At 69.4% G+C, this 16,522-nt stretch carries 19 protein-coding genes; 6 read left to right on the top strand and 13 right to left on the bottom strand.

What is annotated here, in order from left to right; genetic code table 11:
* Positions 1–24: 24 nt before the first annotated feature.
* Positions 25–474 carry a tyrosinase family oxidase copper chaperone gene (locus tag AB0M02_RS17115; protein WP_364227603.1) on the bottom strand — a complete coding sequence of 150 codons (450 nt, stop codon included), beginning with the start codon at positions 472–474 and terminating at the stop codon, positions 25–27.
* A gap of 321 nt (positions 475–795) precedes the next feature.
* Here AB0M02_RS17115 and AB0M02_RS17110 point away from each other — a divergent pair, with 321 nt between their 5' ends.
* Positions 796–1,269 (top strand): tyrosinase family oxidase copper chaperone, encoded by a 474-nt coding sequence (locus tag AB0M02_RS17110; protein ID WP_364227601.1) that lies wholly within the window; start codon positions 796–798, stop codon positions 1,267–1,269.
* 48 nt (positions 1,270–1,317) lie between these two features.
* Here AB0M02_RS17110 and dhaK read toward each other — a convergent pair whose 3' ends face one another.
* The 6 genes from dhaK to AB0M02_RS17080 are packed head-to-tail and all read right to left on the bottom strand — an operon-like array spanning position 1,318 to position 7,735.
* Entirely contained in the window at positions 1,318–2,313 is a 996-nt protein-coding gene (dhaK, locus tag AB0M02_RS17105; RefSeq protein WP_364227598.1) for a dihydroxyacetone kinase subunit DhaK, read from the bottom strand.
* Complete coding sequence (dhaL, locus tag AB0M02_RS17100; RefSeq protein ID WP_364227595.1) at positions 2,310–2,960, bottom strand: dihydroxyacetone kinase subunit DhaL; 651 nt, start codon at positions 2,958–2,960, stop codon at positions 2,310–2,312. Before dhaL ends, dhaK begins: the two co-directional genes overlap by 4 nt.
* On the bottom strand, positions 2,957–3,724 hold the full coding sequence (locus AB0M02_RS17095; RefSeq protein ID WP_364227592.1) for an HAD-IA family hydrolase: 768 nt from the start codon (positions 3,722–3,724) through the stop codon (positions 2,957–2,959). The genes dhaL and AB0M02_RS17095 overlap by 4 nt, the downstream gene beginning before the upstream one ends.
* The gene (locus AB0M02_RS17090; protein WP_364227589.1) at positions 3,721–4,572 is read right to left on the bottom strand and encodes a class II fructose-bisphosphate aldolase; all 852 of its coding nucleotides are present in this window, start codon (positions 4,570–4,572) and stop codon (positions 3,721–3,723) included. The genes AB0M02_RS17095 and AB0M02_RS17090 overlap by 4 nt, the downstream gene beginning before the upstream one ends.
* Positions 4,573–4,580: 8 nt before the next feature.
* Complete coding sequence (locus tag AB0M02_RS17085; RefSeq protein ID WP_364227586.1) at positions 4,581–5,309, bottom strand: LuxR C-terminal-related transcriptional regulator; 729 nt, start codon at positions 5,307–5,309, stop codon at positions 4,581–4,583.
* Positions 5,306–7,735: a transglycosylase domain-containing protein gene (locus tag AB0M02_RS17080; RefSeq protein WP_364227584.1), complete on the bottom strand. Its 2,430-nt coding sequence runs from the start codon at positions 7,733–7,735 to the stop codon at positions 5,306–5,308. Before AB0M02_RS17080 ends, AB0M02_RS17085 begins: the two co-directional genes overlap by 4 nt.
* A 72-nt stretch (positions 7,736–7,807) precedes the next feature.
* On the opposite strand from AB0M02_RS17080, the gene AB0M02_RS17075 reads away from it, so the two are divergent.
* Positions 7,808–8,161 carry a hypothetical protein gene (locus AB0M02_RS17075; RefSeq protein ID WP_364227581.1) on the top strand — a complete coding sequence of 118 codons (354 nt, stop codon included), beginning with the start codon at positions 7,808–7,810 and terminating at the stop codon, positions 8,159–8,161.
* On the opposite strand, the gene AB0M02_RS17070 is transcribed toward AB0M02_RS17075, so the two are convergent.
* Genes AB0M02_RS17070 through AB0M02_RS17050 form a run of 5 tightly spaced genes read right to left on the bottom strand, consistent with a single transcriptional unit; the run spans position 8,127 to position 11,810 of the window.
* Positions 8,127–8,735, bottom strand: a complete 609-nt coding sequence (locus AB0M02_RS17070) for a 4Fe-4S single cluster domain-containing protein (RefSeq protein WP_364227579.1) — start codon at positions 8,733–8,735, stop codon at positions 8,127–8,129. The two genes, AB0M02_RS17075 and AB0M02_RS17070, sit on opposite strands and share 35 nt — an antisense overlap.
* Entirely contained in the window at positions 8,728–9,585 is an 858-nt protein-coding gene (locus AB0M02_RS17065; protein ID WP_364227577.1) for a helix-hairpin-helix domain-containing protein, read from the bottom strand. The genes AB0M02_RS17070 and AB0M02_RS17065 overlap by 8 nt, the downstream gene beginning before the upstream one ends.
* Complete coding sequence (locus AB0M02_RS17060; RefSeq protein ID WP_364227575.1) at positions 9,566–9,784, bottom strand: DUF2997 domain-containing protein; 219 nt, start codon at positions 9,782–9,784, stop codon at positions 9,566–9,568. Before AB0M02_RS17060 ends, AB0M02_RS17065 begins: the two co-directional genes overlap by 20 nt.
* On the bottom strand, positions 9,781–10,230 hold the full coding sequence (locus AB0M02_RS17055; protein WP_364227573.1) for a hypothetical protein: 450 nt from the start codon (positions 10,228–10,230) through the stop codon (positions 9,781–9,783). The genes AB0M02_RS17060 and AB0M02_RS17055 overlap by 4 nt, the downstream gene beginning before the upstream one ends.
* A gap of 11 nt (positions 10,231–10,241) precedes the next feature.
* On the bottom strand, positions 10,242–11,810 hold the full coding sequence (locus AB0M02_RS17050; RefSeq protein WP_364227570.1) for an AAA family ATPase: 1,569 nt from the start codon (positions 11,808–11,810) through the stop codon (positions 10,242–10,244).
* 113 nt (positions 11,811–11,923) lie between these two features.
* Here AB0M02_RS17050 and AB0M02_RS17045 point away from each other — a divergent pair, with 113 nt between their 5' ends.
* Positions 11,924–12,409 (top strand): nucleoside deaminase, encoded by a 486-nt coding sequence (locus AB0M02_RS17045; RefSeq protein ID WP_364227567.1) that lies wholly within the window; start codon positions 11,924–11,926, stop codon positions 12,407–12,409.
* Between the two features lie 56 nt (positions 12,410–12,465).
* Entirely contained in the window at positions 12,466–14,508 is a 2,043-nt protein-coding gene (locus tag AB0M02_RS17040) for a cellulose binding domain-containing protein (protein WP_364227564.1), read from the top strand.
* 145 nt (positions 14,509–14,653) lie between these two features.
* Here AB0M02_RS17040 and AB0M02_RS17035 read toward each other — a convergent pair whose 3' ends face one another.
* Positions 14,654–15,484, bottom strand: a complete 831-nt coding sequence (locus tag AB0M02_RS17035; protein ID WP_364227561.1) for a hypothetical protein — start codon at positions 15,482–15,484, stop codon at positions 14,654–14,656.
* Positions 15,485–15,521: 37 nt separating this feature from the next.
* On the opposite strand from AB0M02_RS17035, the gene AB0M02_RS17030 reads away from it, so the two are divergent.
* Positions 15,522–15,887 carry a hypothetical protein gene (locus AB0M02_RS17030; protein WP_364227558.1) on the top strand — a complete coding sequence of 122 codons (366 nt, stop codon included), beginning with the start codon at positions 15,522–15,524 and terminating at the stop codon, positions 15,885–15,887.
* 4 nt (positions 15,888–15,891) lie between these two features.
* Entirely contained in the window at positions 15,892–16,512 is a 621-nt protein-coding gene (locus AB0M02_RS17025) for a hypothetical protein (protein WP_364227555.1), read from the top strand.
* Positions 16,513–16,522: the final 10 nt, after the last annotated feature.

Below are 16,522 nucleotides of genomic sequence, written 5' to 3'. Positions count from 1 at the left end.
CTTTCGCTTTTCGCTCTCGCCGGATCAGTGGTAGTGGGCTTGGCCGGCCGCGGGACTGATGTCGAGGTCGCCGAGGATGTCGCAGACCTTCTGGGCGAGCAGTTGCAAGCCGTCCTTGTAACGCGTTTCGTCGATCTCGACCGGGTCGTAGTGGTTGAGCGCGCTGATGTAGCCGTACCCCACGTGTTCCGGCGTGGTGGCGGTCGCCGGGAACAGGGTCTGGATCAGCGTGATCGCCAGCTTCTTGTCGTTGATGTACACCTCGTCGCTGCCGCGCTTGATGTACTTGCCCCGGATCCGCTTGCCCCGATAGGTCTTCAGGAAGTCACGCGGGTCCGGCGGCGGCGGTGCGGCGGCCTCGGGGGCCGAGGGCTCCGCGGAAGCCAGGCTTTGCGCTGCGAACAAAGCGGTGGAGGCTGTCACAGCTCCGGCTGCGCCGTAACGCAGTACGTCACGACGTTTGATGTCGGCCATAGGAGAACCTCAAATCGGGAAGCGGGTATTGCGGCCACAATTTTTCCGATGATGCGGGCACATGGAATCACAACGCAAACGTGCGGTTCCCGCATTCACCCGTGGTGGGCGCGGATGTCGCCGAAAGAGCGACCGCCGGACATTGTTCGCGCTGCTCAGGGTGACGGTGCAGCAATTCTTTCGAGTGATGTTCGGGCAACGGCGTGTCGCCGCGCGAGTCCCGCAGTTGCTGGTTGAAACCGCAACAGAGGCCTCCGCCGAGCGGTACCATTACCACGTATCAAGGCGTCATTCCGCAAATATCGATAAGCGTGTTGGGCGATGATCTCGATGCAGAGAAAAAGCAATGCCAGGCGTTCGATCGCCGTTCTGGTCACCGCTGCGGGGCTGCTCGTCACCGCGGGCTCGGCGAGCGCCGCGGACCCGGCTCCGGCTCCGGTGTCGGCTCCTCCGCCGGCCCCGGACAAGGGGTTCTACCAGCAGTACCGGGGGCACCACATCATGGGCTGGGGTGAGGGCGAGTCGGCCTGCGCCTACATCGACGGCGTCCGGCTGGTGCTCTACTCCGACGGCGACGGGTGGTACCGCAGCGCGCTGCAGGGCTTCCAGAAGGAGCGCGGCGTCAAGGCCGTCACCAAGGCCTCGGTGAAGACGCTCGGCAAGGAGAAGATGGCGTCGTCCGGCGAGTTCGTCTCCAACTGCCCGGAGTTCGCCCCGGCGAAGACGACGGTCAAGACGGTGAAGCCGGCCAAGCCGATGAAGCCGGCCAAGCCCGTGAAGCCGGCCAAGAACTGACAGTGCGCCGCCGCCCGGAAGGAGAGCCGGGCGGCGGCACAGAAACGATCAGAAGACGCGTACGGCGGCTTCGGCGGGAGCCTCCAGGAGGCCGGTGATCTCGTCGTCGAGGCGGACCAGCGTCAGGGAGGCGCCGGCCATGTCGAGCGAGGTGCAGTACTCGTTCACGTAGCTGCGGGCGACCGTGATGTCGCGGGCGGCCAGTTGCCGGTGCGCGTGCCGGTAGAGCAGGTACAACTCGCTGATCGGGGTGCCGCCCAGCCCGTTGATCATGAGGGCCACCTGATCGCCGGCGCGGTAGGGCAGATCGCTCGTGACGGCCTGCAGCATGTCGTCGACGATCGCGTCGGCGTCCTTGATCTTCCGGCGTTCGCGGCCGGGTTCGCCGTGGATGCCCACGCCGAACTCGATCTCGTCGGCGCCCAGCTCGAACAGGGGCGAGCCCTTGGCCGGCGGGGTGCAGGCGGTCAGGGCGACGCCGATCGTACGCGTCACGTCGTTGACCTTGCGGCCGATCCGGAGCAGCTCGTCCATCTCGGCGCCCTGCTCGGAGGCGGCACCGACCGACTTGATCACGAAGAAGTTGCCGGCCACACCGCGGCGCCCGACCGTGTACGTCGAGTCCTGCACCGCGACGTCGTCGTCGATCGTGAGGATCTCGGCGCGTACTCCGTCCGCCTCGGCCATCTCCTTACCCATGTCGAAGGCCATCCGGTCGCCGGTGTAGTTGTTGACCAGCAGCAGCACACCCTTGGGTGAGTTCAGCAGCTTCGCGGTCTCGTAGACGTAGTCCATCGGCGGCGCGGCGAAGACGTCACCGGGGCAGGCGGCGTCGAGCATGCCGCGCCCGACGGCCATCACGTGCGCCGGTTCGTGGCCCGAGCCCGACCCCTGCACGATGGAGACCTTGTCGTCGCGGGGTGCGTCGGTGCGCATGATGAGGTTGTACGCGGGCACGTACCTCAGTTTTCCGGGGTTGGCCAGCGCGACGCCCTCGAGCATCTCGGCCACGTAGTTCTTAGGGTCGTTGACGAACTTCTTCATGACGTCGCTCCTCTCGTCTGCCAGGTCTCGCTGATCCGCTCGACCATCACCGCCACCGCGACCGCGCCGGCGTCGACCGAATCCCTGCTGCGGTCGCCGGTGTACGCCGCGCGCCCCCGCTTGGCGACCATGCCGAGCGTCGCCTCGGCGGCCTCCCGCGTGACGGCGGCGGCCGTGCGTAACGCCTCCTCGCCGCCGGCGCCCGCGGCGAACTGTTTCTCGAGGCAGTCGGTCATCGGCACGAGCGCGTCGAGCAGGGTCTTGTCGCCGACGTCGGACCGGCCGCGCGCCTTGATCCCGTCGATGGCCGCCCGCAGCATCTTCACCACCTGCTCGCCGGTCAGGTCGGCGGCGGCACCGGCGGTCGCACCGGCGCGCAGGAAGGCGGTGCCCCACAGCGGGCCGGAGGTGCCGCCCACCCGGGACGCGATGATCATGCCGCTGCGTTTGAGGAACGTACCGGCGTCGCTGCGGTCGATCTCGTCCCAGCCCTCGATGAGCTTCTCGAAGCCTCGGGCCAGCGAATAGCCGAGGTCTCCGTCGCCGACCACGGCGTCGAGGTCACCGAAGTACCTCTCGTTGGCGACCGCGGTCTCGGCGATCGTGCGGACCACCAGCTCGGCGCCGGGTAACGCGTTGCCGCTCATCGCTGTGCCTCCAGGCAGGCGCGCAGATCATCGAGGGTGAGGTAGGGCCCCGGGCGCGCCTCGCACCGGTCGGCCAGCACGTCGACCGGCGGGCGGCCGGGGTCACCGAGTTCGGAGACGACCAGCAGCGCCTCGCTGAAGTCCTCGTCACGGGTGTAGCCGTTGACGGTCACCAGACAGCCGAGCCCGGCGCGGGTGGCGGCGAGCAGGCCGTTGCGGGAGTCCTCGACGACGAGGGTCTCGGCGGGATCCAGGCCGAGCCGGTCGACCGTCAGCCGATAGATCGCCGGGTCGGGTTTCTTGGCCGGCACGATGTCACCGGCGAACACCGGGACCCGCTCGGCGGTGGCACCTCCGACGGCGTTCGCGAGCACCGCGCGTACCGAATCCGCTGCTGAAGTCGACGCGACCGCGACCGTCCATCCTGCCTGGAGCGCATCGGTGATGATCCGGGCAATGCCCGGACGGGCCGGAATCCGGCCCTGCGCCACCAGTTGGAGGAAGAAGTCCGTCTTGGCGCGGTGCCAGGTCCGCAATTGATCGGTACGGTCGGAGCCGCCGGTCGCCGCCGCGAAGGCCGGATCGTCGAACAGCGAAGCCATCCGCTCCTTGCCGCCGCCGATCCTCAGCTTCTCCGCGTAGTCGTCCTCGCTCCACCGCACCGGAAGCCCGAACTTCTCGAACGTCGCGTTGAACGCCGGCAGATGCCCATGGCGTTCCGTGTCGGCGAGCACGCCGTCGCAGTCGAGAACGAGCGCGGTCACCACGCACGTCCGGAGCCGCCGAAGAGACTGATGTGCCGTCGCGCCATCTCCACGACCGCGGACCGCTGATGCCGGAACAGCGACGGCGGGTCCCACTTGCCGGCCTCGCGCAGGAACTCCAGGCTCGACCTCATGTACGACTCCTTGAGCGCCGTGGAGATGTTGACCTTCGCGCAGCCACGGGCGATCAGGTCGGTGAACTGCTCGTCGGAGAGGCCGGTGCCGCCGTGCAGGGCCATCGGTATCCCGGTGGCGGCGACCAGATCGCTGACCCGGCGGGCGTTGAGGACCGGGGCCTGCCGGTACTGACCGTGCGCGTTGCCGATGGCCGGTGCGAAACAGTCGACGCCGGTGCGCTTGATGAAGTCGACCGCCACCTCCAGGCTCTGCACCATCGGGGCGTAATCGCTGCCGACGTCGTCCTCGACACCCTGGATGCCCTCGATCTCGCCCTCCACGTGCGCGCCGGCGCGGCGGGCCTCGGCGACCACCTCGATCGTCTGGCGCAGGTTCTCGGCGACGTCGAGCTCGTGCGCGTCGAACAGCACGGAGTTCCAGCCGCCGGCCAGGCAGTCGGCGATGACCGCGCGGTCGGGGCAGTGGTCGAGGTGCAGGGCCACGGGGACGGGCGACCGGTCGGCGAAGGTGCGGATGATGTCGAAGAGCTGGGGGCGGCCGTACATGCGAACGGTCTTGACCGAGGTCTGCAGGATGACCGGCGCGTGTTCCTCGGCGGCGGCGGCCAGGACGGCCTCGGTGGTCAGGTCGTTGACGATGTTGAAGGCGGCCACCCCGTACCGGTCGGCGAGGGCGCGGTCGAGGATGTCCTTCGTGGCGACGACGGGCATGCCGCCAGTCAAGTCCCGCGCGTACGCCGTACGGTATGGGGGAAAGTCCCCACCCAGCCGTTGTCGATGGCCGTGACCACCGCCGCGGTCCGGTTGGAGGACCCGGTCTTGCGCATGATCGCGCCGACGTGCTTCTCCACGGTCTTGGCCGACAGGCCGAGCCGGCCGGCGATCTCCCGGTACGTCAGGCCGTGCCGCAGCAGCTCGAGGACCTCGGCCTCGCGCGGCGTGAACGGTGCCGGGTTCGGCACCACCCGGAACGGGAGGACCACCGGGCGCCCGGACTTGACGATCGCGGCGGCCGCCGACTGGGAGAGCGTCTCCAGCTCGTCCATGCCCCGCGTGGTGAGCGCGTCCGGCTCGGGACCGAAGACGACGCTGACGGCGATCACGTCGTCGCGCCACCAGATCGGCACCGCGGCGGCCGGGCCCCGGCGCGCCGGATGGGCCGCGGCGAGATGACCGGCGCGGATCTGGCCGTAGTCGGGGATCACCACCGGACGGCGGCTGCCGAACGCGCGGCCGGTGGCGCCGTCCTCCAGCGGAAACGAGCTGCCCAGCTGGCAGTGGGCGCCGTACTCGGCGGCCTTGACGTAACAGCCCCGCCCGGCGTCGATCAGCGACACGCTTCCGGCCACCGAACCGGTGAGCCGGCCGGTGTGCCGCAGCAGGCGCTGCAGCACCGGAATCAGCCGGAGGTCGCCGTAGACGTCGGTGACCGCCTCGTAGAGGCTCATCGTCGTGGGCCCGGTGGCGTGATGATCGGGGGCGTGATGATCGGCGGGTCCTTCTCCTCGTTCTTGCCGTTGCTCACCTCGATGATCACCACACCGCCCTTGATGGTGCGGCCGCTCGGGTTGGTGCCGGCTGCCGTGCCCTTGGGGCACTCCGAGTCGACCTCGCGGCCGATCGACGTGTCGAAGCCGGCCCGGTCGATCCGGGCGCGGGCGCTGCTGAGCGGGTCACAGGTCACGTCGGGGATCGAGCGCTGGTCGCCGTACGCGATCTTCCGGCTCTCCGGCCGGGGGAACTGCACCCTCTCCCGGCCCTCCATGTAGTCCGCGAGCGTGTGCATCACGGCCGGGTTGACCTGGTCGTGGCGCAGCCGGTCCGGGTGGTTCTGGTAGTCGGGGTTGACCAGGTATCCGGCGACGACCAGTTTCGTGGTGCCGGCGATCAGCGACGCGGTCCGGTCACGGTCGGTGGTGCCGGTCTTGCCGAACACCGGATGCCCGACGATCCCGCGGGTGGCCCGGGCGGTCGCGCCGCCGCAGCTGCTCAGCCGCGACGAGTCACCCACCGGGCAGCGGGCCGCGTCGAGCGCGGCGCGGGCCACGTTCTCGCTGGTGGCCCGGGTACAGCTGGGCTTGCCGACGTCCAGCTTCTCGCCGTCGCGGGCCCTGATCTGCTCGATCGGGGTGGGCTGGCAGTACATGCCGTCGCCGGCGAGGGTGGCGTACGCGTTCGCCATGTCCAGCGGGGTGGTCGCCGAGACGCCGAGAGTGAACGCGCCCCACTGGTGGGAGTACCCGTCCGAGGCCAGTTCCGCGTCCTTCGACGAACGGAACTGGATGCCGAACCGTTTCGCGGCGTCGACCACGTTCTCCGCGCCGACCCGTTCCTCCAGCGGCACGAAGTACGTGTTGATCGAACTGCCGAACCCGGTCCACATGTTGAAGACGCCCTCGCCGCCGCCACCGGAGTTCTGCGGGCACCAGAAGTGCGTGCCGGGACAGGCCGAGTCGTTGCTGGAGTTGATGATGTACTTCGACCGGTACCGCTTCTCGGTCTTGATCGTGTACGCGAGCGGATAGCCCTTCTCCAGCGCGGCGATGATCGTGAAGATCTTCATGACCGAGCCGGCCTGGTATCCGGTGATGTCCGCACCGCCGGTGAGCAGGGGGTTGACCGTGTTCGGGTACGACGCGTGCACGCCCTTGCGCGCCTTGCGCGGGTCGGAGGAGAGCGGGTTCGTCGGGTTCTCCGGGTCGTCCAGCTTGTACTTGCGGTTGGTGGCGAGCATGCGGACCTTGCCCGTACCCGGCTGGATCGCGGCAACCAGCAGCGCGTTCTTGTTCTTCTCCGAGATCAGCTCGGAGACCCGCTTGCGGGCCTGGTTCTGCCCCTTCACGTCGAGCGTCGTGGTGATCCGGTAACCGCCGCTCTTCAGCCGCCGCTCCCGGTCGTACGCCGTCGCCCCGAACTCCTGCCGGCCCATCCACCACCGGTAGAAGTAGTCGCAGAAGAAGCCCCAGTTGTTCCTGGCGACCGACACGCAGCCGTTGCTGATCGGCCGCACCTTGCGCGGGATCGGCTCCTTGATCGCCTTGTCCGCCTGGACCTGGGTGATCGCGCCCATCTCCACCATGCCCGGGATGACGTACGCGTCCCGCCGCTCCTTGACCCGCTCGTAACCCTCAGCGGTGGTCGGGTCGTAGCCGGACGGCGCCCGCACGATTGCCGCCAGCAGAGCCGACTCGCCGATCGTCAGGTCCTTCGGCAGCTTGTTGAAGTAGACCCGGCTCGCGGCGAAGATCCCGTACGTCTGCTTGCCGAACGGCACGATGTTCAGATAGCGCTCGAGGATCTGGTCCTTGTCGAGCTGCTTCTCGAGTTCGAGCGCGTACTTCATCTCGGTGAACTTGCGCTTCGGAGTGTCCTGGGTGGCCTCCACCACGTCGTGCGGGCTGGTCGCCGAATAGGCCAGCGACATCCGCACCCACTGCATGGTGATGGTCGAGGCGCCCTGTTTCGCCCCGCCGTTCTTGTTGTTGACCAGAGCCCGCGCCACACCCTTGAGGTCGACACCGTTGTGGTCGTAGAAGCTGCGGTCCTCGGCCGCCAGCATCGCGTCACGCATCGACTGCGAGATCTGCGCCAGCGGAATGTCGCTGCGGAACTCGTCGTAGAACTGCGTTATCTGCGTCTTGTCGTCCGCCGCGTACACCCGGGTCACCTGCGGTGACTTGAATTCCTTGAGTTCGCCGGGCAGGCTCGCGAACGCCTGCTCGCCGGCCTTCGCCGCCAGGCCGGACATCGCGGCGTACGGAAAGACCGCGGCGGCCACGACGAGGCCTGTCGTCAGCCCGCAGATCAGGAAGACGAACGCGTTCAGAAATATGTTGTGGTCCCGCCTGCGAAACCAGGAAGAAGTCACCGCCACCACCACCCGCTCATCGCTCGCTCAACGGTCAGGCAGGGAGTGATACCTGTCAAGGTCTCTTAAGCTCTACCTATGAATGAGCGCGCCAGAACCGCGTGGGTGCCGATGTACTGCTCAGGTGACCGGCAGGCCCGGGTGGCGACGTTTCGCCAGGCCGGGCAGGAGTGGCAGATCGTCGAGGTGGGCGGGCCCGAGCCGATCGGTGAGTCCGGCGGCGGTGGGCTCCCGGTGACGGGTGGATTCGGTTACGCACCGGGATATCGAGGGTGCCCGGCGTGTGGCAGGGAGGCGTACGTGCGCTGTGGACCGTGCGGGCAACTCGGCTGCTGGCGGACCACCGAGGAGCTCTTCACCTGCGGGAACTGCGGGATCAGCGGGCCGGTGTCGGGCGCTATCGACTCGCTGGGCGCCCTCGACGTCGGCTGAGCCCGTCGAGCAGCGCGTCCAGGGTGTCCGGGTCGGCCCAGCCGTTGACGGCCACCTCGCCGTCGGGGGTGACTGTCACCTCCAGACGGTCGGGGGTGTCCAGTGCTGCGGGGATACGGTCGGTCAGGTAGACGAACTCCTGGTTGGTCGAGCCCACCCAAGGCCGGATATTGTCTATTTTGTCGTTACGAAACGGTCCGGTGACCAATAAATCGGTTGATTTCAGGAGGGCGGCCGCTCTGGGATCCGCCTTCAGATCGTTGTATTCGTAGCCCGTGAACGTCATCACCGACCGGCCCGCTTCTCTGACGCCGGCGGCCACCTCGGCCAGTGCGGCGGCCTGGTCGAACGGCTCGCCGCCCAGCAGGGTCACGCCGTCGGTGCCGGTGGCCAGGATCCGGGCGGTGAGGTCGGCGGGGGAGACCGGTGTTCCGCCGCGCGTGGTGAACAGGTGCGGGTTGAAGCAGCCGGGACAGCGGATCGAACAGCCCTGCACCCAGACGGCGGTGCGCTCACCGGGGCCCTCAGCGGTGGTCCGGTCGACGAAGCGGGCCAGCCGGACCAGCTCAGACATCGACGATCCGGCCGTACGGCGGCGGCTCGGGCGGTCCGGGCGGCGGCGGCTCCGTCGCGTCCGGAGGCGGCGGTGGGGGATTGCACGACAGCCGGTCGCGGATGGCCACGAACTCGTGCGGTGCCAGACCGGCGACGGCGGCGAACTCGGGCAGGCCGAGGAAACCGCCCCGCGCCTGACGGGCGGCCATCACCTGGGCGGCGCGCTGCGGACCGAGGCCGGGCAGGGCCGCCAGCTCGTGCTCGGCGGCCATGTTGACGTCGAGCAACGCCGGCGGTGCCGTGTAGAACTCCTGCGGCGGCGGGACGACGTCCTGCAGCTGCGGCGGCAGGGGAGCGGCGGTGGGCATCGGCGGCGGCGTGAACGCCACCGGCTGGGGCTGGTTGTACCAGGGCACGTGCTGGGCACGCCACCGCAGCCAGGTGTTGTTGATGATGAACGCGTGCACGACGCTGATCGGCCACATCAGGAACATGAACGTGTAGATCAGGTTCTGGGCGACCGAGCCCTCCGGCACGGCGGAGCCGAGGAAGAAACAGACGTTGCCGATGACGCTGTAGATGACGCCGGCGACGCACCACGACACCCGTCGCATGCGGACGCCGACGTAGAGGAAGCCGGCCGCGGACAGACAGCTGAACGGGATGATCGGGGTGATCAGCCAGGCGCTGTGCGCGATCCGCCAGGAGAGCCGCGCCGGCCCGACCGGCTTCTGACCCGGTGGCGTCGCGTAGGCCGGAGGCGGCGTGTAGGCGGCCGGCGGCTGGAAGCCGGACTGTCCACCGGGAAACGGCGGTGGGAACGGTGGCGGACCGGGCTGCGCCCCCTTGTCAGGCGGGGTCCACGTCACGATCGATGTTCCGTTCCCTCGTCGTCTGCGCCTGCCGGTGGTAGTCGTCGGTGAACTCGCTCTGCCGGACCTGGCCACCGACCAGGTCCTCCAGGACGGCGATGTAGTCCAGGCACTTCTCGCCGAGCAGGTCGACCGTCTCGGCGCGCACCTGACCGTCCGGGCCCACCGTCACGATGATCCGCGGTCGCTCGGTCATGCGCGCTCACTCTCCACCTCGAACACCAGCCGCACACTGGCGTCCTGATCCACCGACTCGGACTCCAGCCGCAGCCCCGCCGCCGGTGCCTGCGCCCGCAACCGCTCCAGAACGGCCTGCTGGACCCGCCGCCCGTACGCGGCGTCGACGCGGGTCATCAACTCGACCGCGCCCGCCTGGTCCACGCCGGTGACGTGCGCGGCCCAGATCCCGTCGGCGCCGCGCGTGAACGTGGCAGCGCCGGCCGCCCACGCCGCGCTCAGCGTCTCGCCCGTGGCCGTCACCGTCGCGCCGGTGTCGCGCAACGCGTCCTCCAGCAGGGTCACGTCGCGCATGCGGGTCTGCACCTGGCAGACCAGCTGCCCGTCGGCCTTGCGGCCCGCGGCGGCCTGAACGGCTGCGGCCCCGGCCAGCGCCAGCGGGACCAGGAGAATGGAGATGCTCACGACCCATCACCTTAGCGGGGACCGGGCCGGTTGCTGAGGTCCCAATCGTCGGCGGAGGTCGCCGAAACGGCACGATTGCGGGCCCAGCCGCGCAGGCCGTCGATGCGCTCGGCCTGGGTGACGCTGAGCGGCACGATGCTCATCACGGCGCGGACCAGGTCGTCGCGGCGCAGTGGGCGGCGCTCGGAGAACGCGTCGAACAGGCCGGCGACCACTGCCTGTTCGATTTCGGCGCCGGAGTATCCCTCGGTCAGCCCGGCCAGCTCGTCGAGCACCCCGTCGTCCACCGGCAGCTCACCGGCGGCCCGGGGATGCCGCATCGCCCGCGCCAGGTGCACCCGCCACACGGCGGCGCGCTCCGGGCGACTCGGCAGGTCGACGAAGAACGTCTCGTCGAAGCGGCCCTTGCGCAGCAGCTCCGGCGGCAGGCCGTCGAAGTCGTTGGCGGTCGCGATGACGAAGACCGGGCGCTGCTTCTCCTGCATCCAGGTGAGGAAGGTGCCGAAGACCCGCGCGCCGGTGCCGGAGTCACCGGCGGTGCCGCCGGCGAACCCCTTCTCGATCTCGTCGACCCACAGCACGCAGGGTGCCACCGCCTCCGCGGTACGCAGAGCCGTACGCATGTTGTGCTCACTGGACCCGACCAGTCCCGAGAAGACCCGCCCGATGTCGAACCGCAGCAGCGGAAGGCTCCACGCGGTGGCCGCCGCCTTGGCCGTCAGCGACTTGCCGCACCCGGGAACACCGGTGATCAGCACGCCCCGCGGTGCCGGAAGTCCGTACTCGGCGGCCTCGTCCAGCCACGACCCGTTGCGCTTGACCAGCCACGACTTCAGGTTCCCGAGACCGCCGACGTCGTCGAGCACGGTGCCGGCGGTGATGAACTCCAGCACGCCGGACTTGCGTACCGTCTGGCTCTTCTCGTCGTGGACGATCTCCAGGTCCTCGAGGTCGAGCACCGCGTCGTTGACCATCGCGCGGGCGTACGCGTTCTCCGCCTCCTGCATGGTCAGCCCGGCCGCCGCCGTGACGAACCGCTCCCGCCCCGGCTCGTCGAGCGTCACCTGCAGCCGGCCGGACGCCCCGTTCGACCGGACCATCGCGTCGAGCAGCCCGCGCAACTCCATCGGCCCGGGCAGCGGGAAGTCGACGATCGTGACGTCCTTGCTCAACTCGACCGGCAACTCCAGCACCGGCGAGAGCAGCACCAGGGTCCGCGGGCTGCGCCCGGCCCGGAACGCCTGCGCGATGTCGCGCACCAGCCGGACCACCTCGACGCTCTGCGCGAACAGCGGATGCAGGTCCCGGAAGACGAACACGGCCGGCTCGTCGATGCGCTGCACCGCCTTCAGCGCGTCGGTGGCGCGCTGGGCGCCGGAGCGGGCCTCACCGTTCGGCTGGGTCAGGCCCGCGGTCAGAGACCAGGTCCAGACCGCGCGGGGTACGCGTACGAGCTCACCGTGGCCGGCGATGGTCGCGAGGTGGTGCAGCGCACGCTGTTCCTCATAGGTCTCCAGATAGAGCACCGGGAACCGTGCCTTCAACAGCTGCGCGAACGTCTCCGCGAACGACCTCGTCACCCCGCACATCGTAGGCCCTGCGGTCCGCCCTCCCTCCAAAACCTTTCGTGTGGAGTTGGGGTGCGCAGGAGGGCCGAAATCCACACACGGGTCTACGTGGTAGGACTACGGCCATGGCTGTCACCGAGAGCGATCTGACATATCTGCGGCGGTGCGTTGATCTGGCGCGTGAGGCTCTGCTCGACGGCGATGAGCCGTTCGGGTCGGTGCTGGTGTCGGGGGACGGGGTGGTGTTGTTCGAGGATCGGAATCGGGTCAAGGGTGGGGATGAGACCCGGCATCCGGAGTTTGCGATCTCGCAGTGGGCGGTGGCGAATCTGAGCCCGGAGGAGCGGGCGGAGGCGACGGTGTACACCTCGGGTGAGCACTGTCCGATGTGCGCGGCCGGCCACGGGTGGGTGGGGCTGGGGCGGATCGTGTACGCGGTGTCGAGTGCCCAGCTCGCGGCGTGGCTGGCGGAGTGGGGTGTGCCGGCCGGTCCGGTGGCGGCGCTGCCGATCGGGGTGGTGGTGCCGGGTGCGGTCGTCGAGGGGCCGGTTCCGGAGCTGGCGGCGGAGATGCAGGCGCTGCACCGCGGCCGGTTCACTTCATTGACATAGTTCACTTCCGAGGCGACCATGGGAGCGCTCCCAACCTTCGCCCCATGGAGGCTCTCGTGCACACTCCGTTTACGCGGCGCGCCCTAGCGAGCACCGTCCTGCTCGCTGTGGCCGCCGTCGTCTCCGCGGCGCCACCCGGCGCACAGGCCGCGGCGCCCGCCGCCGACACCCGGATCGACGTCGACGTGCGGGCCGGCCTGGCCACCGTCGGCGACGCCGCGCTCGGCATCAACCACGCCATCTGGGACTCGCAGCTCGGCACGCCGGCGGTCGCCGACCTGCTCAAGGACGCCGGGGTACAGATGCTGCGGTATCCCGGTGGCTCGTACGCCGACATCTACCACTGGGAGGATCACACCGCTCCCGGCGGCTACGTCGCGCCGAACACCGACTTCGACACGTTCATGGCCGGCGCCCAGCGGACCGGCGCCCAGCCGATGATCATCGCGAACTACGGGACCGGGACCGCGCAGGAGGCGGCCGAGTGGGTCCGGTACGCCAACGTCACCAAGAGGTACGGCGCCAAGTTCTGGACCATCGGCAACGAGAACTACGGCAACGGGCACTACGGCGCGGCGTGGGAGGCGGACGAGCACGCCGACAAGAGCCCCAAGGAGTACGCGGCGAACGTGGTGGCGTACTCGCAGGCCATGAAGGCAGTGGATCCGACGATCAAGGTCGGCGCGGTGCTGACCATGCCGGGCAACTGGCCGGACGGCATCGTCGGGCCGGGTGACGCGGGCACGTGGAACCAGGAGGTGCTCACCCGCGCCGGGTCGGCGATCGACTTCGTCGACGTGCACTGGTACCCCGGCGGTGCGACGCCCGCGGAGGCGCTGACCAAGCCGGCTCACATCCAAGACGCGGTGCATTTGCTGCGGCAGCAGATCAATGCGTACGCGGGCGCGAGCGCGAGCCGGATCGGGATCAGCATGACCGAGACAAACGTCGAGGCCGGCCGCAACACACAGCCCGGCGCGCTGTTCCTGGCCGACGTGTACAGCGGGCTGCTGGCCCAGGGTGTGTTCACGGTCCAGTGGTGGAACGTGCACAACGGCCTCGGCACGGTCTCCACGGTCGCCGGGCAGACCGACTACGGCGACTACGGGCTGCTGTCCAGCGGGAACTGCACGGACGACGGCTCGGTCTGCGAACCGCCGCTGAACACGCCGTTCGCGCCGTACCACGCCCTGTCGCTCGTCGGCGACCTCGCCCACACGGGAGACCAGTTCGTCGGCACGGGCAGCGACAACGCGCTCGTCAGCGCCCACGCCGTGCGCCGGGCCAACGGTGACGTGGCGGTCCTGCTGATCAACAAGGACCCGGACGCCTCGCACTCGGTGGCGCTGAACTACCAGGGCTTCACGGCGGCCGCGGGTGCGCCCACCGTCGCGACGTTCGCCAACGGGGACACGTCGGTGACGAGCGGACCGGCCGGTACGTCGGCCGCGCAGACGCTGGCACCCTATTCGCTGACGCTGGTCACGCTGAAGCCGGCCCGGGCCGAGGCCAAGCCCAAGGCGCCGGCCCAGCCGTCCGCGACCGTCACCGACCGCACGGCGACGATCTCGTGGGCGGCCACCGCCGCGGGCGTCAAGTACGAGGTGTACCGGCAGAACGGTGGCATCAGCGAGCTGCTCGGTGAGACCACGGGCACGTCGCTGACCGTCCGGAACCTGGAGCCGGGCCGCCGCTACACGGTCAACGTCCTGGTCCGTGACGGTGCCGGGCGGCTGTCGCCGCCCTCGCCGCCGCTGACCTTCACCACCGGTACCCCGGCGGGCGCGGGTTGCACGGTGAAGTTCCGGGACGTCAACGACTGGGGCAACGGCTACGTCGGCTCGATCGACATCACCAACAACGCGGCCGGTGCGGTCAGCGGGTGGACGCTCGCGTTCACCTGGCCCACCGGATGGCAGAGCGTCAGCAGCGGGTGGAGCGCCACCTGGGAGCAGAGCGGCCGCACGGTCCGGGTGACCAGCGACGGCAGCCTGGCGCCCGGCGCTACCGCGAGTGTCGGGTTCGTGGGTTCCTACAGCGGGCCGAACGTGCTGCCTACGGTGTTCACGCTCAACGGCACCGTCTGCACCAGCGTGTGACCCCGGTGTGCGCGGGCGGCGTCGTGCCGCCCGCGCGCATCCGGTGACCACTGACTGGGCGCGAGAGGCGCGCTGCGGCATGGTTCCGCGGGTGGTCGCGGGTCTAGGAGCGGCAGAGCACGATTTAGCGTACGAAATAGGCTTTTTACGGCAGATAGTCGACGTAGGCGAAATGCTGGCAATCGGGTGACCAACTGTTGACATTGATCGTGCCCTGGCCGCCCCGCAGCGTGACGATCGTGCGCGCCTCGGCCCACGCATCGCCCTCGACCAGGCGCAACTCGACCGGAAGATCGGCCGGATGACCCCGCGTGCCCGGCGGATAGCTGAGGTGGACCGCCCGGCTGCCGTCCGCGGTGAGATGCGGGAACCAGTTGACCCGGTCGTCGACAGTCAACTGCTCCATGCCGGTGCCGTCCGGGCGGATCCGGGCGATCTGCGCGTTCGGGGAGAAACGCTCGGTGTTGAAGTAGATCCAGGTGCCGTCCGGCGAGTATTCGGGGCCGTCGTCCGGACCGCCGTCCGCTTCGGTGAGCCGCGTCGACGGACCACCGTCGCTGCTGATGGTCAAGAGGCTGCCCGCGTCCCAGCGCTGCTGCTCGATGCCGACGTAGGCGAGAGTCGAACCGTCCGGGCTCACCCCGTGCAGGAAGTGCATCCGGTCCTCGTGCGTGATCCGGCGCGCTGAACCACCGCTGAGCGGCGCCTCGTAGATGTGGCCGTCGTTCGCGGAGAGGAAGATTCTGTCGTTCGGGGCGAGCACGTGGTCGTTGTTCAGCTCGGGGACGCCGTCGAGCGGTATCTGCCGGGGCGGCGCCGAACCGTCGGCGGGCAGGCTCCACAGCAGGCCGTCCCCGTTGAGGATCAGATCGCCGCGGGCGGACCAGTTGGGCGCCTCGAAGTGAACGGTGGTGCTGGTGTGCACGAGCACCGACTCGCCGGAGACGACGTCGTGGATGTGGATCCGGGCTTTCATCAGACGACCCTTCTGCCGCGCGCCTAGCCTGAACTGCATGCCGTATGTTGCCACCCGCGACGGCCGCAGGAACCGCAGCGCCGCCAGCCGGTCCCCGTCCGTTCCCGACCGGCTCGACTCCCTGCACGGTCACAGCGTCGGCCTCATCGAGGTGCCGCATCACATGGCCGCCGGGCACGCCGGCCGGCGCCGCTACGACCTCGGGGACCCCACCCAGTGCAAGCACGCCTACGAGCAGGTGCTCTGCGAGGCGGCGAACTGCGGCGAGGTCGAGGACCTGCTCAACCCGGCCCTGCTGCGCCGCGTGTGGCGCGACCTGCATCTGCCGTCGCGGGTGCGCGAGGCGTGGGAGACCCGGCACCCGGGCCTGCGGCGGAGGACGGTACGGGTCGCCTTACGCTGACCCGGTGGAACCCCTCGATCTCATCGGCTGGGCCGGATCGGCACTGCTCGTCTGGTCGCTGCTGCAGAGCCGGCTGCTTCGTCTGCGCGCGCTGAACCTGGTCGGCTGCGTGGTGCTGATCGGCTTCAACGCGGCCGTCGGGGTGTGGCCGATGGTGGGGCTGAACGTCGTCCTCGCGGTGATCAACGTCTGGTATCTGTGGCGGATGCTGGCCACGCGCCACGACGACAAGGCGTATCAGGTCGTCGAGGTGGGGACGGATGACGAGTTCCTGGCGCACGTGCTGCGGACGCATGGTGACGACATCGCGCGCTTCAACCCGTCGTTCGACTCCGGCGGCCTCGGTCTCCCGGGAGCGGCGGCGTTCGTCGTGGTGAACGGGGACGAGGTGGTGGGGCTCGTCGTGTTCCACGTGGCGGGGGACGGGGTGGCGCAGGTTGATCTGGATTATGTGACGGAGCGGTACCGGGATCTGACGCCCGGGGAGTTCGTGTTCCGCAGGAGCCGGTATTTCGCTTCGCGGGGCTGCCGCACGGTGATCACGCCGCCGGGGATGCGGGCGCCCTATTACGGGCGGCTGGGGTTCCAGCGGCGCGGGGATTCGTACGTGCTGGAGCTGACCTGACCACTGCCGG

Source organism: Actinoplanes sp. NPDC051861, assembly GCF_040681145.1.
Taxonomy (GTDB): Bacteria; Actinomycetota; Actinomycetes; order Mycobacteriales; family Micromonosporaceae; genus Actinoplanes.
Note: the sequence above shows the minus strand (reverse complement) of the source record. Positions and strands in the feature narration are given on the sequence as shown.